This window comes from Amycolatopsis sp. 2-15, from assembly GCF_030285625.1.
Lineage (GTDB): Bacteria > Actinomycetota > Actinomycetes > Mycobacteriales > Pseudonocardiaceae > Amycolatopsis > Amycolatopsis carbonis.
Genome location: NZ_CP127294.1, coordinates 5,641,128 through 5,662,315 on the forward strand (window position 1 = coordinate 5,641,128; position 21,188 = coordinate 5,662,315).

The following is a 21,188-nucleotide window of genomic DNA, read 5'->3' on the forward strand; positions in this document are numbered from 1 at the left end:
ACACCGTGGTCAAAGCCGTGGTCGTGCGTGAGCCGGGTGCCGTGCCCGAGGTTCGCGACATCGTGCTGCCGCCCGTCGGTCCCGCCGACGTGCGGGTGCGGATCGCCGCCGCCGGCGTCTGCCACTCCGACCTCTCGATGGTCGACGGCACGCTGAAACCGCAGTACCCGTTCGTGCCCGGGCACGAGGCTTCGGGCATCGTCGCCGAGACCGGTGCGGAGGTCACGCACGTCAAGCCCGGCGACCGCGTCGTGCTCAACTGGGCCGCCGCGTGCCGCGAATGCTGGTTCTGCCAGGCCGGGGAACCGTGGCTGTGCTCCACGATCGAAGGCATCACCACACTGCCGCGCGGCGAGGTGGACGGCGAGCCGCTCAACGTCGTGCTCGGCGTCGGCGGCTTCGCCGAGGAGACCGTGCTGCCCGGCAAGTCCGTGGTGCCGCTGCCCGACGGGGTGCCGCTCGACCTGGCGGCGCTGATGGGCTGCGCGGTGCTCACGGGCGTCGGCGCCGTGCGCAACACCGCGAAGGTCCGCAGTGGACAGTCGGTGCTCGTGGTCGGCCTCGGTGGCATCGGGCTCTGCGCGGTGCTCGGTGCAAAGCTGGCCGGCGCGTCGCCGATCATCGCCGTGGACGTCTCGCCGGAGAAGGAGGAGCTGGCCCGCGCCGCGGGGGCGACGCACTTCCTGCTGAGCGAGGAAAAGCTCGCGAAGCAGGTGCGGGGCCTCACCGAGGGCCGCGGTGCCGACCACGCCTTCGAGTGCGTCGGCGCGGCCGCGACGATCCGCACGGCCTGGAGCTCGGTGCGCCGCGGCGGGCACTGTACGGTGGTCGGCGTCGGGCGGCGCGACCAGGAAGTGGTCTTCAACCCGTTGGAGATCTTCCACTTCGCGCGCACGCTCACCAGCACCGTCTACGGTGCTTCCGACCCCGATCGCGACATCCCGATGCTCGCCGAAGAGGTGCGCTCCGGCGAGCTGAACCTGGAAAGCCTGGTGACGCACCGCATTTCCCTCGACGAGGTGCCCGAGGCGTTCGACCGGATGCGCGCGGGCCAGGGCGCCCGGTCGCTGATCCGGATCGCGGCGGAGGCCTGATGGGGGAGCTCGACACCGAGGAACAGGCCATTGTGGACACGGTGGCCGAGTTCGTGGACCGCGACGTGCGCCCGGTCGCGCGCGACCTCGAGCACTCGGACACCTACCCCGAGGCGCTGATCGAGCGCATGAAGGAGCTCGGCGTCTTCGGCCTGGCCATCCCCGAGCCCTACGGTGAGGTCAAGGTGTCCACGCCGTGCTATGCGCTCGTCACCGCGGAGCTCGCGCGCGGCTGGATGAGCCTCGCGGGCGCGATGGGCGGCCACACCGTCGTCGCGAAGCTGCTGCTCATGTACGGGACGGAAGAGCAGAAGCAGAAGTACCTGCCGCGCATGGCGACCGGCGAGCTGCGGGCCGCGATGGCGCTCACCGAACCGGGCGGCGGCTCCGACCTGCAGGCGATGCGCACGCGCGCCCGCCGCGTCGGCGACGGGTACGTGGTCGACGGCACGAAGACGTGGATCACCAACGCGCGCCGCGCGGGCCTGGTCGCGTTGCTGTGCAAAACGGATCCCGACGCTGAACCGAAGCACCGGGGCATCAGTGTGCTGCTGATGGAGAAGGTGCCCGGCTTCGAGGTCTCGCGCGATCTGGGCAAGCTCGGGTACAAGGGCGTGGAGACGTGTGAACTGTCCTTTTCGGACTGTCACGTGCCCGCGTCGGCGTTGCTGGGCGCGGAAGAGGGCCGCGGCTTCGCGCAGATGATGCGAGGCCTGGAGATCGGCCGGATCCAGGTCGCCTCGCGCGCGCTCGGCGTGGGCCGGGCCGCGTTCGACGACGCGTTCCGCTACGCGCAGGAACGCGAGTCGTTCGGCAAGCCGATCTGGAAGCACCAGGCGGTGGGCAACCACCTCGCCGGCATGGCGACGAAGCTGACGGCCGCGCGCCAGCTCATCCTGCACGCCGCACGCCAGTACGACTCCGGTGCCCGCTCCGACCTCGAGGCCGGCATGGCGAAGCTGTTCTGCTCCGAGGCGGCGATGGAGGTGGCGCTCGACGCCATCCGCGTGCACGGCGCCTACGGCTACTCCACCGAGTTCGACGTGGAGCGCTACTTCCGTGACGCCCCGCTGATGATCGTCGGCGAGGGCACCAACGAGATCCAGCAGGACGTGATCGTGCGCCAGCTCATCGCCCGCGGCGGCCTTTGACCACCGCCTCTTACCACCGCGGGCGAGCGGCGCGTCAGTCCGCGACGTCCAGCGCGGCGCGGATGATGTTGTCGGTGTCGATGCCGTGGTGGCGGTACACGCTCTCCAGGTCGCCCGACTGCCCGAACCGCGTCACGCCCAGGTGCGCGGCCCGCACCCGGTGCACGTTGGCCAGGAACGCGAGCGTGTGTGGGTGCCCGTCGAGCACCGTCACCATCGGCGCGGAGCGCTCGGACGGCAGTGCCGAGTCGAGGATCCACGTGTCGGCGGTGTCCTGACCCGACCGCGCCTGCAGCGCGCGGAACAGCAGGCCCGCGCTCGTCACGCACACCACGTCGGCGTGCTTGCCCAGCGCGTCGAGCCGGTCGGCGGCGGCCAGCGCCTCGGTGACCATCGCGCCCATCGCCACGATCGTCACGTCCGGGCGCGCGACCGCGGCCGTGCGGATCGGGTAGGCGCCGGCCACGACCTGGCGGCGCCGGCGTTCACGCGCGGCCGGGTCGGTCGGTACCGCGGCCAGGTTCTGTTCCACGGGGCGGGTCGAGAGCCGCAGGTACGCCGACGTGCCGTCGGGCCGGCCGAGGCGCGCCAGCGAAGCCAGCAGCGTCCACTCGACGTCGATCGCGAACGCCGGCTCGTAGGTGATGCAGCCCGGCTGCTCGAGCCCGACCGACGGCGTGGTCACCGACTGGTGCGCGCCGCCCTCCGGCGCCAGCGTGACGCCCGAGGGCGTGCCGACGAGGATCGACTGCCCGCCGCCGTAGATGCCGAACGACCACGGCTCCAGCGCGCGCTCCACGAAGGGGTCGTAGAGCACGCCGATCGGCAGCAAGGGCCGGCCCCAGCGCGACCACGTGGTGCCCAGCTCGCCCAGTGCGCTCACCAGGTTCACCTCGGCGATGCCCAGCTCCAGGTGCTGACCGGTGGGCCGCTCGCGCCAGTGCAGGATCGTCTCGGGGTCGTCGGCGAACCAGTCCACCCGCTCCTGCGGCGACCACACGCCGACCTTGTTCACCCACCCGCCGAGGTTGGTGCTCGACGAGACGTCGGGGCACAGCGTCACCACGAGCTTCGCGGCTTCGGGCGCTTCCCGGGTCAGGTCGAGCAGCGCGCGCCCGAGCGCCGCCTGCGTGGTCGTACGGCCCGAGGGCGTACGGCCGATGTCGGCAGGAATGGCCGGAACCTCGTGGGCGATCACGGGTTCGCGGTGCAGCCGCGCGGCGGTCTCAGTGCACAGGCGAGCCGCGGCCGAGCCTTCGGGGAACTTGTGCCACGGGTCGTCGACCGACGTGCCGACGCGCTCGGCCAGCTGCCCGAGCTGCTCGGCCGTGAGCAGCGACGAGTGGTTCTGCGGATGGCCCTCGCTCGCGAGGCCGAAGCCCTTGACGGTGTAGGCGAAGATCACCGTGGGCCGGCGGTCGTCGATGGCGTCGAACGAGTCGAGCAGCGCGGACAGGTCGTGGCCGCCGAGGTTGCGGATCGCCGCGTGCAGCGTCTCGTCGTCGAGCGAGTCGAGCAGCGGCGCCAGTTCCGGGGCGGCGAGGCGCTCGCGCAGCTGGGCCGGGGTGCAGCGCAGCAGGCGCTGGTACTCGGGGTTGGGCATGTCGTCGATGCGCCGGCGCAGCGCTTCGCCGCCCGGGTGCTCGAACAGCTCCTGCAGCAGCCGGCCGTACTTGACGGTGAGCACCTGCCAGCCCGCCGCGTCGAACATGCCCTGCAGGCGCGTGGCGCCGATGTTGGGCACCACGCGGTCGAGCGACTGGCGGTTGAGGTCGACGATCCACACGACCTCGCCGAGCTCCTGGACGTTCGGGTCGAGAATGGACTCCCAGACCGCGCCCTCGTCGAGCTCCGCGTCGCCGACGAGCGAGTACTGGCGGCCGGTGCCCGCGCCGCCGGTGGTCGACTCGACGTAGCGCCGGGCCAGCGCGCCCCAGATCGGCGCGGTGGCGCCGATGCCGACCGAGCCCGTGGAGTAGTCGACCTGGTCGGGGTCCTTCGAACGCGACGGGTAGCTCTGCAGGCCGCCGAACTCGCGCAGCGACGTCAGGTACTTCTCGTCGAGGCCGTCGAGCAGGTAGTTGATCGCGTGGAGCACGGGGGAGGCGTGCGGCTTCACCGACACGCGGTCCTCGGCGCGCAGCCGCGCGAACCACAGAGCCGTCATGATCGAGACCATCGACGCGCTGGACGCCTGGTGGCCGCCGACCTTGAGGCCGGTCGGGTTCGGACGCACGCGGTTGGCGTGGTCGATGATCGCGGTCGAAAGCCAGAGCACGCGGTCCTGTACCTCGCGCAGGACTTCCGTGTCCGCTGCGGTTCCCGGTGTGCGCTCGGCGGCTGGACTGCTCACGACGACAACGACCTCTCTGCGATCTTCTTGGGCGTAACGCGGCCTTCAGTCCAACAGAGCTGGGTATGCTGCACAACTGATGGTCTGTTCAGTGAGCAGAACGCCCAGAATCGCGCCCTCAGGCGCGGAGAGGACTGCGCACCATGCCCAGTGGTCAGCGGCTCGATGGCACCGACGCCCGGATCCTGCTCGCGCTCAACCGCAACCCGCGTGCCACCGCGGTCGCGCTGGCCGACGAGCTCGGGCTCTCGCGCAACACGGTGCAGAGCCGCCTCGCGCGGCTGGAGCAGGGCGACTCGCTGCGCTCGGTCGAGCACCGGATCGACCCCGCCGCGCTCGGCTACCCCCTGACCGCGTTCGTGACCGTGCAGGTCACGCAGCGGCTGCTCGACGAGGTCGGCCGCGCGCTGGCCGCCGTGCCGGAGGTGCTTCAGGTGCGCGGGCTGACCGGGCAGTCCGATCTGCTCGTGCACGTCGTGGCCCGCGAGGCCGACGACCTCTACCGCATCGCCGGGCAGATGCTCGAGATCCCCGGCGTGGAGCGCACGCACAACGCGCTCGTGATGCGCGAGATGGTGCCCTACCGGATCACGCCGTTGCTGGAGCGCGCGGTCGCCGGGAAGTGAGCCGCGAGGGCACACTGGAGCCGTGAACGATCTTGTCGCGCGGGCGCGGGAGCTGCGGCCCCTGCTCACCGCCGAGGCCGCGCAGGGGGAGACCGACCGCAGGCTCACCGACAAGGCCGTGCGGGCACTTGACGAGGCCGGCCTGTTCCGGCTGGGCACGCCGCGGCGCTTCGGCGGCCACGAGGTGAGCCTGCGGACGCTGCTGGACGTCGGCGCGGAAGCGGGGGAGGCCGACGGCGCGACGTCGTGGGTGCTCACGCTCGTGAACGCATGCGCGTGGGTGGTGAGTCTCTTCCCGGAGCAGGCGCAGGAGGACGTGTTCGGGACGGACGCGCAGGCGAAGATCGCGGGCGCGCTCGCGCCGACCGCCCGGGCCGAACGGGTGCCCGGCGGGTACCGCGTCGGCGGGCGCTGGCCGTACGCGTCGGGGATCGCGCACGCGGGCTGGGCGCTGCTGGGGATCCCGGTGGGGGAGAGCGGCGAACCCGCGATGGCGCTCGTGCCGGCGAGCGACTACGGCATCGAGCACACCTGGGCCGTCGCCGGCATGCGCGGCACGGGCAGTGACACCGTGGTCGCGGACGAGCTCTTCGTGCCCGAGCACCGCGTCATGCGGACGGCCGCGCTTCTGGAACGTGTTTCAGTCTTCGCGCCGTACCTGACCGTGGTGCTGGCGGCGCCGCAGCTGGGACTCGGCCGGGCCGCGCTGCACCTGGTGCGCGAGGGCGCGTCGGCAAAAGGTGTGGCCGGAACCGCCTACGCGCGCCAAGCCGACTCGGCGGTGTTCCAGGTGCGCTTCGCCGAAGCGGCGTTGAAAATCGACACCGCGCATCTGCATTCCGCGCGGGCCGCGGACGACGTCGACGCGGCGCTCGCGAGCGGCGAACCGATGACCGAGCTGGCGCGGGCGCGGGTGCACGGGGACATCGGACTGGCCGTGCAGAGCGTCGTCGACGCGATCGGGATTCTCGTGGCGGCGCACGGCACGGGAGGCTTCGCCGACGCACACCCGTTGCAGCGCATCTGGCGCGACGCGAACTTCGCACTGACCCACGCGATGGCACAGCCGGCGGTGAACCACGAGATCTACGGCAAGGCGTTGCTCGGTGTCCGGCCGAACATCACCGCGATGCTCTGAGCCTGCGCTACGCCTTCGCGTCGTCGGCCGTGTGGTCGCGCTTGCGCGTCAGGATCGACCGGTGGATCCAGACGAACGCCGGGACCATCACGAGGCCCCACAGGAACATGCCGGTGCTGCCGGCCAGCAGCCCGACCACGATCATCAGCACCACCGTGATGTCGGCGAGGATCAAGGTGGCGAGCCACGTGCGCGACCGCACGGGCGGGGCGCCGGCGCTCAGGGCCGCGACGAAGTCGGGGTCGCTCGCGGCCAGCTCTTCTTCGATCTTCCGCAGTGCACTGCGGTCACGATGGGGAAGCATGACCCCCTCCTCAGGACGGATCGGGCCGGGTGATCGCCCTACCAGTTGAGTACCCCGGCCCACCCCACGTCAAGCGCCGCTTTTCCAGGAATAATCGCCAAACCCGGACGGGTGGTGCGGTGCTCGGTGGGCCGGAGGCCACCTGCTCACTGTAGAGCACTTCCGGTGGCCAGGCGGATTTCGTTGCAAACTGAAACACGTTCTAATACTGTCGGGAGCCGTGAGATACGGCATCGTGCTCTTCACGGGCGACCGCGGGATCACCCCCGCGGCAGCGGCGCGGGCGGCCGAATCGGCCGGGTTCGACCCGTGGGCCTCGCCCGCCACCGCGGCCTCGGTCTCCATTCGCATCCGCCTGGCCACGGCGGTCGCGCTCCCGGTGGAGAGCGACCCGATCACGCTCGCCACGACGATCGCCACGCTGGACCACCTCTCCGGTGGGAGAGTCACGCTCGGCGTCGGGGTCGGGTGGAACACCGACGAACTGGCCGATCACGGCGTGCCCGCGGGAAAGCGCGCACCGTGCTGCGCGGGTACCTCGACGCGATGCGTGCCTTGTGGACCGACGAGGTGGCGAGCCACGAGGGCGAGCACGTGGCGTTCGGGCCGAGCTGGGCGTGGCCGAAACCGGTGCAGGAGCGGGTTCCCGTGTTGTGGGCGCGGCCGGCACCGAGCGCACGTTCCGCTGGATCGCGCGCTCGGCAGACGGCTGGCTCACCACACCGTCCGAAGTGGACGTCGAGGAGAACGTCGGGCTGCTGCGGGAGATCTGGCGCGCCGAGGGCCGCGCCGGTGAGCGCGAGGTGGCCGCGCTCGGCCCGCGGCCCGATCCCGAAGGCCTCGCGCGGCTCGAAGCGGCGGGTGTCACGGAGGTGATCTTCGGGCTGCCGGACCGCGAGCCGGCCGAGGTCGTGGCGTGGCTCGGGCGGCTCGCGGGCAAACTCGATCACGGAACCCTCATCCGACCCTGACAAGTTCCTGACCGGTTCGTCCCGCCGTTCTGCCAGCCTGGCGCGGTGCTGAAGAGAGTGTGGGCGACCGCGGTCGCCGCCGGCTCGATCCTCGTGCTCGCCTCGAGCACGGCGGTCGCCGCCCCGAGCCCCGGGTCCGACGGCGTCGGCGACCCCCTGTTCCCGCAGGACGGCAACGGCGGCTACCGCGTGAGCCAGTACGACGTCGCGCTGGACTACGACCCGGCGAAACCCGACTACCTCACCGGCGACACGACGGCCGACGCCGTCGCCACCCAGGACCTGAGCCGCTTCGACCTCGATCTCGAGGGCTTCACGGTGCAGAGCGTGACGGTGGGGGGTGCGCCCGCGGCCTTCACCCGCACCGGCGAGCACGAGCTCGTGATCACGCCCGCGAAACCCCTGCGGTGCGGACAGTCCTTCCGGGTACGCGTGCGGTATGCGGGCACGCCGGGGTTCTTCTGGATGACGGCCGACGACGCCGGCGCGGTGCACGCGTTCGCCGAGCCGCATTCCGCCTCGAGCTGGTACCCGGTGAACGACCACCCGTCGGACAAGGCGACGTTCCACCTCGCCGTGACGATGCCGGACCGGCCGGGCTGGGCGGTGGTGGGCAACGGCGTGCCCGCGCCGCCGGTGGTGCGCGGCGGGCGCAAGACGTTCTCGTGGACCGAGGGTCACCCCGTCGCGTCCTACCTGACGGGTGTGGTGATCGACCGGATGACCGTCCACACGGGACAGCTCGCCGACGGGACCCCGATCGTCGACGCGTACACCACCGGCGCGGAGGCCGCGAAGCCGTTCGAGGACCGGCTGCCCGAGGTGCTCGGGTTTCTGTCCTCGCGCTTCGGGAAGTACCCATTCTCCTCGGCCGGCGGCATCTTCTACCCCGGCGACACCGGTGGCGGGTTCGAGATGCAGGAGCGGCCGGTGTACCCGGGCGGGGTGCCGCCGGAACGGTTCACCGACATCGTGCACGAGCAGGCGCACCAGTGGTTCGGCGACAGCGTCTCGGTGGCGCGCTGGTCCGACATCTGCCTGAAGGAGTGCTTCGCCACCTACGCGGAATGGCTGTGGCGGGAGGCGAAGGAGGGTCACGACCTCGACGCCGACTACCGGGCCGCGCTCGCCGGCGCCGCCGCCGACCCGGACTTCTGGAAGGTCCCGCTCGCGGACCCGGGTGACGGGTTCTACGGCGGCTCCTACACCGTCGGCCCGCTCATGCTGCACGCGCTGCGCCGCACCGTCGGCGACGCCGTGTTCTTCCGGACCCTGCGTGATTTCCTCGCCCGCCCGCGCGGCGCCAACGCCTCCTGGGCCGACTTCGAGCACCTCGCGGCCCACGAGTACGGCCACGACCTCACCGCCTTCTTCACCGCGTGGGCCCACGGCGCCGTGATCCCGCCCGAGCCCTACCTCGACCCCGGAACCCTGAAGGAAAAAGCATGAGCTGGTACAAGGCGCTCGCCCTCGTCGCGAGCGGAGCGGCGGCGCTCGGCATGGCGCAGCCGTCGACGATCGGCGCGGACGGTGTCGGCGACCCGTACTTCCCGCAGGACGGCAACGGCGGCTACGACGTCTCGCGCTACGACGTGAAGGTGTCCTACGATCCCGCGAACCCCGGTTCCTTCACAGGCGACACCACGGTCCACGCGGCCGCGCGCCAGGACCTCGACCGGTTCGACCTCGACCTGGAGGGCTTCACGGTCTCAGCGGTGACCGTGAACGGCGCGCCCGCGAAGGCGATCGCGCGGTCGGGCGCACACGAGCTGGAGATCACGCCGCGCACGCGGGTGCGGCGTGGCAGCACCTTCGCCGTGCGCGTCGTGTACTCGCGCAAGCCGGTGGGCGCGAGCTGGCACCGGCTCGTCGGCGGGGGCATCGACGTGAGCGGCGAGCCGCACTCGGCGACCGCGTGGTTCCCGCTGAACGACCACCCGTCGGACAAGGCGGCGCTGCACCTGGAGGCGACCGTGCCGACCGGGTGGACGGTGGTGGGCAACGGGCTGCCCGGCCCGACGACCACGAACGCCGGCCACACGACGTTCCGCTGGCACGAGGACCACCCGATCGTCTCCTACGCCACGACGATGGCGATCGACAAGTTCACCGTGCACACCTCGAAGCTCGCCGACGGCACGCCTGTGATCACCGCGTACGGCCAGAACACGAGTGTCCTTCCCGACTCCGAGGCGCTGCTGCCGAAGATCATGGGCTTCCTGACCACGACGTTCGGCCCGTACCCGTGCGATTCGACCGGCGCGATCGTCGTCCAGCCCGAGGCGACCGAGGGCAGCCTCGCGCTGGAGACGCAGACCCGCCCGACCTACGACGGCGCGTTCTTCGACGCCTCGGCGGTGCACGAGCTGGCGCACCAGTGGTTCGGCGACGCGGTGTCCTTTTCGGACTGGCGCGACGGCTGCCTCGCCGAGTGCTTCGCCCAGTACGCCTGGCAGCTGTGGGACGGGGCCGAGAACGGCGCCGACCTCGACGAGAGCTACCGCTCGATCGTCGAGCAGAACGCCCGCGACGCGGCCTACTGGCAGGTGCCGATCTACGACCCGGGCAAGGACCGCCCGCTCGACTTCGCCCTGTACGACCGCGGCTCGCTCATGCTCCACGCCCTGCGCCGCACCATGGGCGACGACAGGTTCTTCGGCCTGCTCAAGCACTGGATCACCGCGCACCGCGACGGCAACGCGTCCTGGCCCGACTTCGAGCACTTCGCGTCGGCACAGGCGGGCCAGGACCTGTCGGCCTTCTTCACCGCGTGGGCACACAGCTCCGTTATCCCGCCGGCCCGATACCTTTACCCGGGCTCGCTCGCGCGCTGAGCGGGCCGCACTTCACCCGAAAAGGTGATGTGCGTCGCCGCGCGTCATTCTGTTCACCGGATGGCCTCTGGGTGGGTGTGGCGGTGACCGGCCGGCACGCCCCCCGACTGGCCGGTCACCGCTGTACGCATCCGGCATTCGGGTGCCGCCCGGCGGGGCGATTGGCGCGCCCCGGCGTGGGCCGCAAGACTGGGCCGGTGCAGAGCCCGACCGCCTCCGGATCACCGACCCCCGACGTTTCGCCCGAGCTGGCCGAGCTGGCCGCCGCGTACGGCGTGGCGACCCACTACGAGAACTCCGATCGCGTGGAAGTGCAGGTCGAGGCCGAGGTGGTGGTCGCCGTCCTCGCGCAGTTCGACGTGGACGCCTCGAGTGAGGAGTCGATCCGCCGGGCGCTGGAGGGCGTCCGCGCGGAACGGGCGTCGGCCGACCTGCCGCCCACGATCGTCGTGCGCGCCGGTGACACGCGCGAGCTGGGCCGTGAGGTCACCGTCGAGCTGGAGGACGGCACGACCCGCGCCGTCGGCACCACGCTGCCGGCCGACCTGCCGCTGGGCTGGCACCACGTCGTCGCAGGTGAGCGCCGGGTGCCGCTGGCCGTGGTTCCGGCGAAGCTGCCCGAGGTGCCCGCCGCCTGGGGCTGGATGCTGCAGCTCTACGCGCTGCACTCGGCCGGGTCGTGGGGGATGGGCGACTTCGGCGACCTGCGGACCACCGCCACGCGCTCGGCCGCCGAGCTCGGCGCCGGCGTGCTGCTGGTCAACCCGGTGCAGGCGTTCGCGCCCGCGCACCCCGTGGAGCGCTCGCCGTACTCGCCGTCGAGCCGCCGCTTCGCGAACCCCGTGTACCTGCGGGTCACCGACACCGAGGCGTTCGCCCGGGCCGACGAGGCCACGCGCACGAAGGTACTGGCCCTGGCCCCGGACGCGGTTCCGGACCTCATCGACTACGACGCCGTGTGGGACGCCAAGCGCACGGCGCTCGAGCTGCTGCGCCCGCACCATCCTCGGCCCGTCGAGCTCGACGGCGACCTGCGCGACTTCGCGACGTTCGGCGCGCTGGCCGAAGTGCACGGCGCCGACTGGCGCGAGTGGCCCGAGGCCCTGCGCGACCCGGCGGGCCCCGAGGTCGCCGCCGCGCGGGCCGAGCTGGCCGACCGGGTCGAGTTCCACGGCTGGCTCCAGCAGCTGTGCCACGAGCAGCTCGACGAGGTCCGCCTCGCGGCGCGCGAGGCCGGGATGACCGTCGGTGTCGTGCACGACCTGCCCGTCGGCGTGCACCCCGGCGGTGCCGACACGTGGGCGCTGCGCGACGTGTTCGCCGCCCGCGTGCGCGTGGGCGCGCCGCCCGACGCGTTCAACCAGCAGGGCCAGGACTGGAACCTCCCGCCGTGGCGGCCCGACCGCCTCGCTGAGGCCGGGTACGCGCCGTTCCGCGACGTCATTCGCGGCGTGCTGCAGCACGCCGACGGCATCCGCGTGGACCACATCGCCGGGCTCTGGCGGCTGTGGTGGATCCCGCCGGGCGAGCCCGCCGGCCGCGGCACCTACGTGCACTACGACGCGGAGGCGATGCTCGGCGTGCTCGCCCTGGAAGCCCACCGCGCCGGCGCCGTGGTGGTCGGCGAGGACCTCGGCACGGTCGAGGAGATCGTCACCGAGACGATGCACGAGCGCGGCGTGCTCAGCTCCGCCGTGCTGTGGTTCCAGCGCGACTGGGACGCACCGGGCAAACCGTTCGTCCGCCCCGCGGACTGGGACCCGCACGCGATGGCGAGCATCTCGACCCACGACCTGCCCACCGTGTCCGGCTGGCTCGAAGCCGAGCACGTGCGTGTGCGGGCCGAGCTGGGCCTGCTCGACCGGCCCGTGGAGCAGGAGTACACCGAGGCCGCGGCCGAACGCAGCGCGCTGCTCGACCTCGTTGCGCGCGAAGGCATCCCCGCCGACGACCCGGTGGTGGCCCTGCACACGCTCCTGGCCTCGGCGGCGTCACGCCTGGTGCTCACCTCACCCGCCGACGTGGTCGGCGAACGGCGCCAGCCCAACCTGCCCGGGACGATCGACCAGTACCCTAACTGGCGGATCCCGCTTCCCGTCACCGTCGACGGGTTCTTCGCCGACGCACGGGTGCGTGCGGCGGTCGCCCCGCTCAAGGCCGCCCGCCCGCTCCCGTGATCGCCCGGGCCGGCCTTCGTGGTTCGAGACCCGGCCCCGCGGGTAAGTCAGTCTTCCCCGAGTAATCCGACAAACCGATGTCCCCCAAGGAGAGTCCCGTGCGTCCCTGGCCCGGAAGGCCCTACCCGCTCGGCGCCACCTACGACGGGGTGGGCACGAACTTCGCTCTGTTCTCCGAAGTCGCCGAGTACGTGGAGCTGTGCCTGTTCGACGAGGACGGCACGGAAACGCGCTCGCGCCTGGAAGAGGTCGACGGGTTCGTCCACCACGGCTACCTGCTCGGCATCGGTCCCGGCCAGCGCTACGGCTTCCGCGTGCACGGCCCGTACGACCCCGAGCGTGGCCTGCGCTGCAACCCGAACAAGGTCCTGATCGACCCGTACGCCAAGGCGCTTTCGCGCGGCGTCGACTGGTCGGAGGCGCTGTTCGGGTACGAGTTCGAGTTCCCGGAACAGCGCAACGACCAGGACTCGGCCGGGCACGTGCCGTACTCGCTGGTGGTGAGCCCGTTCTTCGACTGGGCCAACGACCGCGCGCCGCGCACACCCTACCACGAGACCGTGATCTACGAGGCGCACGTGCGCGGCATGACGATGACGCACCCGTTCGTGCCCGACCGCCTGCGCGGCACGTACGCCGGGCTCGCGCACCCGGCCGTGATCGAGCACCTGAAGAAGCTCGGCGTCACGGCGGTGGAGCTCATGCCGGTGCACCAGTTCGTGACCGACCACGGCCTGGACCAGAAGGGCCTGCGCAACTACTGGGGCTACAACACCATCGGCTTCTTCGCGCCCCACGACGCCTACGCGGCGATGCCGGGCCAGGGCGGGCAGGTGCAGGAGTTCAAGGGCATGGTCCGCGCCCTGCACGAGGCCAACATCGAGGTGATCCTCGACGTCGTCTACAACCACACCGCGGAGGGCAACCACCTCGGCCCGACGCTGTCCATGCGCGGCATCGACAACGAGGCCTACTACCGGCTGGTCGAGGACGAGCCGCAGTACTACATGGACTACACGGGCACGGGCAACTCGCTCAACGTCCGCAATCCGCACACGTTGCAGCTGATCATGGACTCGCTGCGCTACTGGGTCACCGAGATGCACGTGGACGGGTTCCGCTTCGACCTCGCCTCCGCGCTGGCGCGCGAGTTCTACGACGTCGACCGCCTGTCCACGTTCTTCGAGCTCGTGCAGCAGGACCCGATCGTGAGCCAGGTCAAGCTCATCGCCGAGCCGTGGGACGTCGGCCCCGGCGGGTACCAGGTGGGCAACTTCCCGCCACTGTGGACGGAGTGGAACGGGCAGTACCGCGACACCGTGCGCGACTTCTGGCGCGGCGAGCCGTCGACGCTGGGGGAGTTCGCCTCCCGCATCACGGGTTCGTCGGACCTGTACCAGGACGACGGCCGCCGGCCGTTCGCGTCGATCAACTTCGTCACCGCGCACGACGGCTTCACGCTCGAGGACCTGGTTTCCTACAACGAGAAGCACAACGAAGCCAACGGCGAGGAAAACCGCGACGGCGCCGACGACAACCGGTCGTGGAACTGCGGCGTGGAGGGCCCGACCACCGACGAGGAGGTCCTCGCGCTGCGCGCCCGCCAGCGCCGCAACCTGCTCGCCACCGTGCTGCTGTCCCAGGGTGTGCCGATGCTGCTGCACGGCGACGAGCTGGGCCGCACGCAGCAGGGCAACAACAACGCCTACTGTCAGGACTCCGAACTGTCCTGGATGGACTGGGCGCTCGCGAAGGAGAACGCCGACCTCGTCGAGTTCACCGCGGCGCTCACGGCGTTCCGCAAGGCGCACCCGGTCTTCCGGCGCCGCCGGTTCTTCCAGGGCAAGCCGGTGCGCAAGGGTGAGGAGCTCGGCGACATCGCCTGGTTCACCCCGGCCGGCGAGGAGATGACCGAGCAGAACTGGGACGACGGCTTCGGCAAGTCCGTGGTCATCTTCCTCAACGGCGAGGGCATCTCCGACCTCGACCCGCGGGGCATGGCCGTGGTCGACGAGTCGTTCCTGCTCGCGTTCAACGCGCACTACGAGGACATCGCGATGACCTTGCCCGCCAACGGGTACGGCACGGAGTGGACGGTTGTCGTCGACACGGCCACCGGTCAGGTCGGACAGTCCGATGTGGACCCGGTGCCGGGCGGGGGCAAGCACACGCTCGCCGCGCGGTCGCTCGTGGTACTGCAGCGCACCGGCCGGGAGGAGCAGGAGTGAGCGCGCCGTCCTCGACCTACCGGGTGCAGCTGCGCCCGGAGTTCACCTTCACCGACGCCGCCGGGATCGTCGACTACCTGCGCTCGCTCGGCGCGGGCGCGCTCTACGCGTCGCCGGTGCTGGACGCGACGACCGGCTCCACCCACGGCTACGACGTGGTCGACCCGACCCGCGCGCGGCCGGAGCTCGGCGGCGAGGAAGCCCGGCAGGTGCTGGTCGCGCGGCTGGCCTCCGCCGGGCTCACACTCGTGGTCGACATCGTGCCGAACCACATGTCGGTCGAGGTCCCGAAGCTCAACCGCTGGTGGTGGGACGTGCTCCGCCACGGGCAGGCGTCCGAGCACGCGGGCTTCTTCGACATCGACTGGAGCCGCGGCAAGGTGCTGCTGCCCGTGCTGGGCGAGGACGCGGCCGTCGCCGAGCTGACCGTGGACGGCTCTGGTGACGACGCCGAGCTCGCCTACTACGACCACCGCTTCCCGATCGCGCCCGGCACCGGCGAGGGCACGCCGCAGGAAGTGCACGCGCGCCAGAACTACGAGCTCGTCGGCTGGCGCCGCGGCAATGCCGAGCTGAACTACCGCCGCTTCTTCGACATCACGAACCTCGCGGCCGTCACGGTCGAGAAGGCCGAGGTGTTCGCCGAGACCCACGGCGAGGTGCTGCGCTGGGTGGCCGACGGCGATGTCACCGGCCTGCGCGTGGACCACCCGGACGGCCTGGCCGACCCCGGCGGCTATCTGCGGCGGCTGCGCGAGGGCGCGCCCGACGCGTGGCTGGTCGTGGAGAAGATCCTGCATCCGGGCGAGGCGCTGCCGCAGAGCTGGCCCGTCGACGGCACTACCGGCTACGACGCGCTGAACGAGATCACCGGAGTGTTCGTGGACCCGGCCGCGAAGCCGGCGTTCACGCGGCTCGCGGGCGAGCTGGGCGGGCGCACCGACTACCTCGCCGTGGAAGAGGAAGCGCGGCGCCTGGTCACCGACCGGATCCTGGTGGCCGAGGTGCACCGGATCGCGGCCCTGGTCGACGGCGTCGAGCCGGAAGCCGCGCGGGCCGCCGTGGCCGAGGTGATGATCGCCTTCGGCGTCTACCGCTCGTACCTGCCGGAGGGCGCCGCCGAGTGGACGGGTGCCGTCGAGCGCGCGCGGTCGCGCCGGCCCGACCTCTGCGAAGCCCTGACCGCGCTGGACACACAGGTCCGCGCGCAACCCGGCGGCGAGCTGGCGACGCGCGTCCAGCAGACGTCCGGCATGGTCGTGGCCAAGGGCACCGAGGACACCACCTTCTACCGCTTCACCCGCTTCGCCGCGCTCAACGAGGTCGGCGGCGACCCGGACCGGTTCGGGCTCGCCCCCGCGGAGTTCCACCGGCTCGCCGCGGGCCGCGCCGCCGGACGCCCGGCGAGCATGACCACGCTGACCACGCACGACACCAAACGCTCGGAGGACACGCGGGCGCGGCAGGCGGCGTTGTCCGAGCTGGCCGACGAGTTCGGCGACGCCGTGCGCCGCTGGACGAAGCGGCGCGGCATCGACGAGCCGGCGCTGAACCTGCTGGCCTGGCAGACCCTCGTGGGTGCCTGGCCGATCGCGCCCGAGCGCCTGCGCGACTACCTCGACAAGGCGGCCAAGGAGTCGAAGCTCCGCACCACCTGGACCGACCACGACGAGGCGTTCGAGCAGGCCGTCGCCGCGTGGCCCGACCAGGTGCTGGGCGACGCCGAGCTGGTGGCCGAGGTCGAGGAGTTCGTCGGGAAGCTGCGCGGGCCCGGCTGGGTGAACTCGCTGGGCCAGAAGCTGGTGCAGCTGGCCGCGCCGGGCGTGCCCGACGTCTACCAGGGCACCGAGCTGTGGGACTTCTCGCTCGTGGACCCGGACAACCGGCGCGAGGTCGACTACGGCGTGCGCCGCGAAATCCTCGAGCGCGTGATCGCCGGCGAACAGCCGGAGGTCGACGAAACCGGTGCCGCGAAGCTGCTCGTGGTCCACCGGACGCTGACGCTGCGGCGCGAACGGCCCGAGCTGTTCACCGGCTACCGCGCGCTGGAGGCCGAGGGCGCGGCCGCCGGGCACCTGCTGGCGTTCCAGCGCGGCGAAAACCTCGCGGTCGCAGTGACGCGGTTGCCCGTCGGGCTCGAGCAGGCCGGCGGCTGGCGCGACACCGTGCTGCCGCTGACCTCTGGCGTGTGGACCGACGTGCTCACCGGTCGCGCCGTCGGCGACGCACCGTCGGCCGCGGCGCTGTTCGACCGGTACCCGGTGGCTCTTCTGGTGCGAGGGGATTGCTGAATGTTCACCGTGTGGGCGCCCGCCGCGAACCGTGTGCGGGTGCGTGTCGACGGCGCTGACCACGAGATGAGCCGGGCCACGGGCGGCTGGTGGCAGGCCGACGTCACGGGCACCGACTACGCGTTCCTCCTCGGCGACGACGAGAAACCGCTGCCGGACCCGCGTTCGCTGCGCCAGCCGGCCGGCGTCCACGAGGCTTCTCGTGCGTACGACCACGCCGAGTTCGAGTGGACCGACGGCGCGTGGACGGGCCGCCAGCTGCCCGGAGGTGTCGTCTACGAGCTGCACCTGGGCACCTTCACCGACGGCGGCACGTTCGACTCGGCGATCGAGCGGCTCGGCCACCTCGTGGACCTCGGCATCACGCACGTCGAGCTGCTGCCGGTGAACTCGTTCGACGGCACAGCCGGGTGGGGCTACGACGGCGTGCTGTGGGGCGCGGTGCACGAGCCCTACGGCGGGCCGGACGGCCTCAAGCGCTTCGTCGACGCGTGCCACGCCCGCGGCCTCGCCGTGGTGCTGGACGTGGTCTACAACCACCTCGGCCCGTCGGGCGCCTACCTCGACCGCTTCGGCCCGTACTTCGCCGGGCACACCGACTGGGGCGCGGGCCTCAACCTCGACGGCCCGGGCTCCGACGAGGTGCGCCGTTACGTGCTCGACAACGCGCTGGGCTGGCTGCGCGACTTCCACGTGGACGCGCTGCGGCTCGACGCCGTGCACGCGCTGGTGGACAAACGCGCCGTGCACCTGCTGGAGGAGCTGGCCACCGAGGTCGGCGAGCTGTCCGCGGCACTGCGTCGCCCGCTCACCCTGATCGCCGAGTCGGACCAGAACGACCCGCGGCTCGTCACCCCGCGTGAAGGCAGTGGCTACGGTGTGCACGCGCAGTGGTCCGACGACCTGCACCACACGCTGCACGTGCGCATCACCGGTGAGACCACGGGCTACTACGCCGACTTCGCCGCGCCGGGCGCGCTCGCGAAGACGCTGCGCGAGGCGTTCTTCCACGCCGGCACGTGGTCGTCGTTCCGCGAACGCACCCACGGCCGCCCGGTCGACACGCGCAAGGTGCCGGGCCACCGGTTCCTCGCGTACCTGCAGAACCACGACCAGATCGGCAACCGCGCCACCGGCGACCGGCTCTCGGCCACCGTCGCGCCCGGGAAAATCGCGGCCGCGGCCGCGGTGGTGTTCTGCTCGCCGTACACACCGATGGTGTTCATGGGCGAGGAGTGGGCGGCGAGCACGCCGTGGCAGTTTTTCGCCTCCTTCCCGGACGCCAAGCTGGCCGAGGCCGTGCGCACGGGCCGGCGGCGCGAGTTCGGCCGCCACGGCTGGGGCGAGGCCGACGTGCCGGACCCGATGGACCCGGCGACCGTCGCGCGCTCGCGGCTCGACTGGACCGAGCCGGAGCAGCCGGCGCACCAGGAGGTGCTGCGGACCTACCGCACGCTGATCCGGCTGCGCCGCGAACGGCCCGAGCTGGCCAACCCGAATCTCGACGGATTCGTCGTGCGGGCGGCACCGGACGATTCGTGGCTCGTGCTGCACCGCGGCGCACTGAGGCTCGTCTGCAACTTCGGCGAAACCACGGCGACCGTCCCACTGGCCGGGACGCCGGGGGAGGTCCTGGCGTCCTGGGACACTCCGGAGTTCGACCATGCCGGTGAATCCGTGCGGTTGCCTCCCGCGTCTTTCGTGCTGGTGGCCACCTCCTGACCGGCGTTTACGCGGGAAATCCGGCACTTTCCCCGGAAAGTTCAGCCGGGTAGCCGGACCCGCGGGACCGGCCGGTTTGGGAGGATCTCCCCATGGCAACACGACCCGCTTCCGACACCCAGGTCCTGGCCGGCCGCCCCTTTCCGCTCGGCGCTCACCCGGAAGCCGGAGGGGTGCGGTTCGCCGTCACCTCGGCGGTGGCCGACGCCGTGGAGGTCTGCCTCCTCGGTGACGACGGCACCGAGCGCCGGATCGAGCTGACCGAGCGGACGTTCGGCGTGTGGCACGGGCTGGTCCCGGGCGTCACGCCGGGGCAGCGCTACGGCTACCGCGTGCACGGCCCGTACGACCCTGGGCGAGGGCTTCGCTGCAACCCGGCGAAGCTGCTCGTGGACCCATATGCGCACCGGATCAGCGGCCGGCTGACCGACCTCACGGTCGCGCAGGGCTTCGTGGGCGACCCGGACCGCGGTCCCGCGTCCACTGTGGACTCACTCGGCAGCGTGCCGCTCTCGGTGGTCACCTCTCCCGGCGGGCCGGACACGGGCGTCAAGCCCGAGGTGCCGTTCGAGGAGTCGGTGATCTACGAGCTGCACGTGAAGGGGTTCACCGAGCTGCACCCGTTCATCCCGGAAGCGTTGCGCGGCACCTACCTGGGGCTCGCGCACCCGGTGGCGATCGAGCACCTCACGCGGCTCGGCGTGACCACAGTGGAGCTGCTGCCGGTGCACGCGTTCGCCGACGAGCCGTCGCTGGTGCTCGCGGGCCGGCACAACTACTGGGGCTACTCGCCGCTGGGTTACTTCGCGCCGCACCCGGGATACGCGAGCGAACCGGGCCGGGAGATCGAGGAGTTCCGGACGATGGTGGCGGCGCTGCACGCGGCCAACATCGAGGTGATCGTCGACGTCGTCTTCAACCACACCTGCGAGGGCGGGCCCGACGGGCCCACGCTGTTCCTGCGCGGGCTCGACGCGCCGGCGTACTACCTGCACACCAAGCGCGGGCAGATGGCCGACATCACCGGCTGCGGCAACACGCTCGACTCGGGCTCGCCGACCGTGGTCCGGCTCGTCACCGACTCGCTGCGGTACTGGACGCAGGAACTCGGCGTCGACGGCTTCCGGTTCGACCTCGCGAGCACGCTGGGCCGGCCGAACGGCGGCATGTTCGACCGCGACTCCACCATGCTCACCGCCATCACCACCGACCCGGTGCTGTCGCGGTGCAAGCTCATCGCCGAGCCGTGGGACGCGACGGGGGAGGGCTACCGCGTCGGCGACTTCGGCGCGCAGTGGGCCGAGTGGAACGGGCGTTACCGCGACACCCTGCGCGACTTCTGGCGTGGTGTCACGGGCGTGCGCGACCTCGCGTTCCGCCTGTCGGGTTCTTCGGACCTCTACGACCACAACCTGCGCCGGCCGTGGCAGTCGATCAACTTCGTGACCGCGCACGACGGCTTCACGTTGCGGGATCTGGTGTCCTACAACGAAAAGCACAACGAGGACAACGGCGAGGACAACCGCGACGGAACCACCGACAACCGCTCGTGGAACCACGGCGTGGAGGGCGAGACCGACGACCAGGCGATCGTCGCTTTGCGCACCCGGCAGGCCCGCAACCTCTTCGCCACGCTGCTGCTGTCCACCGGTACGCCGATGTTCGTCGCGGGCGACGAGTTGTGGCGGACCCAGGGCGGCAACAACAACGCCTACTGCCTCGACGACGAGACGTCGTGGGTCGACTGGACTCCTTCGGCCGCGTCGGAGCCGATGCTCGCCTTCGCCCGGCGCGTGGTGCGGATCCGCGCGAGCAGCCCCGCGCTGCGCCAGCCGGAGTTCTTCGAAGGCCGCACCACGCCCACCGGCAAACCGGACCTCATCTGGTTCCGGCCCGACGGCGAGGAGTTCGACGAGATCGACTGGTTCGACGAGAGCCGCCGCACGCTGTGCATGTGGATCGACGGGTCCAACTCCCAGGCCCGCAACCGCGAGGGCGAGCTCGTCACCGACCACTCGTGGCTGCTGATTCTGCACGCCGGCGAGGATGATGTGGAGGTGGTGCTGCCCGGACCCGAGTACGGCGCCACCTACAAACCCACGCTGGACACGGGCACGGCCGACGGCAGCCCCGCCTACGTCGGGGTGCTGGAACCGAAGACCCGCATCGTCGTGGCGGCGCGGTCGTTGCAGCTGCTCCGAGCGCCGCGGGACTTCGTGTCGGGCCCCCAGCCGCTTTAGCGCGGGGGTCCGGCGGTCCCGAGGTGCATCGATCAAGAGGTTTCGCAGAAATCGGTCAA

Annotated in this window: 13 protein-coding genes and 1 pseudogene; 12 read left to right on the forward strand and 2 right to left on the reverse strand. The window is 71.6% G+C overall.

The features are described from left to right. Positions 1–5 precede the first annotated feature (5 nt). On the forward strand, positions 6–1,094 hold the full coding sequence (locus QRX50_RS27960; protein ID WP_285966127.1) for a Zn-dependent alcohol dehydrogenase: 1,089 nt from the start codon (positions 6–8) through the stop codon (positions 1,092–1,094). Next, positions 1,094–2,245 carry an acyl-CoA dehydrogenase family protein gene (locus tag QRX50_RS27965; protein WP_285966128.1) on the forward strand — a complete coding sequence of 384 codons (1,152 nt, stop codon included), beginning with the start codon at positions 1,094–1,096 and terminating at the stop codon, positions 2,243–2,245. Before QRX50_RS27960 ends, QRX50_RS27965 begins: the two co-directional genes overlap by 1 nt. Positions 2,246–2,279: 34 nt before the next feature. Here the strand turns inward: QRX50_RS27965 and QRX50_RS27970 are convergent, their stop codons facing one another. Continuing rightward, complete coding sequence (locus tag QRX50_RS27970; protein WP_285966129.1) at positions 2,280–4,598, reverse strand: transketolase-like TK C-terminal-containing protein; 2,319 nt, start codon at positions 4,596–4,598, stop codon at positions 2,280–2,282. Between the two features lie 143 nt (positions 4,599–4,741). On the opposite strand from QRX50_RS27970, the gene QRX50_RS27975 reads away from it, so the two are divergent. Then, positions 4,742–5,224 carry an Lrp/AsnC family transcriptional regulator gene (locus tag QRX50_RS27975; protein ID WP_285966130.1) on the forward strand — a complete coding sequence of 161 codons (483 nt, stop codon included), beginning with the start codon at positions 4,742–4,744 and terminating at the stop codon, positions 5,222–5,224. 22 nt (positions 5,225–5,246) lie between these two features. Continuing rightward, positions 5,247–6,362, forward strand: coding sequence for an acyl-CoA dehydrogenase family protein (locus QRX50_RS27980; protein ID WP_285966131.1), 1,116 nt, complete (start codon positions 5,247–5,249; stop codon positions 6,360–6,362). A gap of 7 nt (positions 6,363–6,369) precedes the next feature. Here the strand turns inward: QRX50_RS27980 and QRX50_RS27985 are convergent, their stop codons facing one another. Continuing rightward, positions 6,370–6,666, reverse strand: coding sequence for a DUF3040 domain-containing protein (locus QRX50_RS27985; protein WP_285966132.1), 297 nt, complete (start codon positions 6,664–6,666; stop codon positions 6,370–6,372). A 220-nt stretch (positions 6,667–6,886) separates the two neighbouring features. Here QRX50_RS27985 and QRX50_RS27990 point away from each other — a divergent pair. From QRX50_RS27990 to glgX (QRX50_RS28025), 8 genes and pseudogenes are all read left to right on the forward strand, one after another. Then, positions 6,887–7,637 (forward strand): annotated as a pseudogene (locus tag QRX50_RS27990) (TIGR03619 family F420-dependent LLM class oxidoreductase). Positions 7,638–7,682: 45 nt separating this feature from the next. After that, complete coding sequence (locus tag QRX50_RS27995; RefSeq protein ID WP_285966133.1) at positions 7,683–9,086, forward strand: M1 family metallopeptidase; 1,404 nt, start codon at positions 7,683–7,685, stop codon at positions 9,084–9,086. Then, on the forward strand, positions 9,083–10,471 hold the full coding sequence (locus tag QRX50_RS28000; RefSeq protein WP_285966134.1) for a M1 family metallopeptidase: 1,389 nt from the start codon (positions 9,083–9,085) through the stop codon (positions 10,469–10,471). The genes QRX50_RS27995 and QRX50_RS28000 overlap by 4 nt, the downstream gene beginning before the upstream one ends. A 197-nt stretch (positions 10,472–10,668) precedes the next feature. Continuing rightward, positions 10,669–12,648, forward strand: a complete 1,980-nt coding sequence (gene malQ / locus QRX50_RS28005) for a 4-alpha-glucanotransferase (RefSeq protein WP_285966135.1) — start codon at positions 10,669–10,671, stop codon at positions 12,646–12,648. Positions 12,649–12,746: 98 nt separating this feature from the next. Beyond that, on the forward strand, positions 12,747–14,876 hold the full coding sequence (gene glgX / locus QRX50_RS28010) for a glycogen debranching protein GlgX (protein WP_285966136.1): 2,130 nt from the start codon (positions 12,747–12,749) through the stop codon (positions 14,874–14,876). After that, on the forward strand, positions 14,873–17,167 hold the full coding sequence (treY, locus tag QRX50_RS28015) for a malto-oligosyltrehalose synthase (RefSeq protein WP_285966137.1): 2,295 nt from the start codon (positions 14,873–14,875) through the stop codon (positions 17,165–17,167). The genes glgX (QRX50_RS28010) and treY overlap by 4 nt, the downstream gene beginning before the upstream one ends. Next, a complete protein-coding gene (gene treZ / locus QRX50_RS28020; protein WP_285966138.1) occupies positions 17,168–18,889 on the forward strand; it encodes a malto-oligosyltrehalose trehalohydrolase in 1,722 nt (573 codons plus the stop codon). A gap of 92 nt (positions 18,890–18,981) precedes the next feature. Continuing rightward, positions 18,982–21,129 (forward strand): glycogen debranching protein GlgX, encoded by a 2,148-nt coding sequence (glgX, locus tag QRX50_RS28025; protein WP_285966139.1) that lies wholly within the window; start codon positions 18,982–18,984, stop codon positions 21,127–21,129. Positions 21,130–21,188 lie beyond the last annotated feature (59 nt).

What these genes read in the sequence shown, in the direction of transcription:
- QRX50_RS27965 (WP_285966128.1), top strand. Translation starts at nt 1,094, where the DNA reads ATGGGGGAGCTCGACACCGAGGAACAGGCCATTGTGGACACGGTGGCC.
- treZ (WP_285966138.1), top strand. Translation starts at nt 17,168, where the DNA reads ATGTTCACCGTGTGGGCGCCCGCCGCGAACCGTGTGCGGGTGCGTGTC.
- QRX50_RS28000 (WP_285966134.1), top strand. Translation starts at nt 9,083, where the DNA reads ATGAGCTGGTACAAGGCGCTCGCCCTCGTCGCGAGCGGAGCGGCGGCG.
- QRX50_RS27975 (WP_285966130.1), top strand. Translation starts at nt 4,742, where the DNA reads ATGCCCAGTGGTCAGCGGCTCGATGGCACCGACGCCCGGATCCTGCTC.
- glgX (WP_285966139.1), top strand. Translation starts at nt 18,982, where the DNA reads ATGGCAACACGACCCGCTTCCGACACCCAGGTCCTGGCCGGCCGCCCC.
- QRX50_RS27985 (WP_285966132.1), bottom strand. Translation starts at nt 6,666, where the DNA reads ATGCTTCCCCATCGTGACCGCAGTGCACTGCGGAAGATCGAAGAAGAG.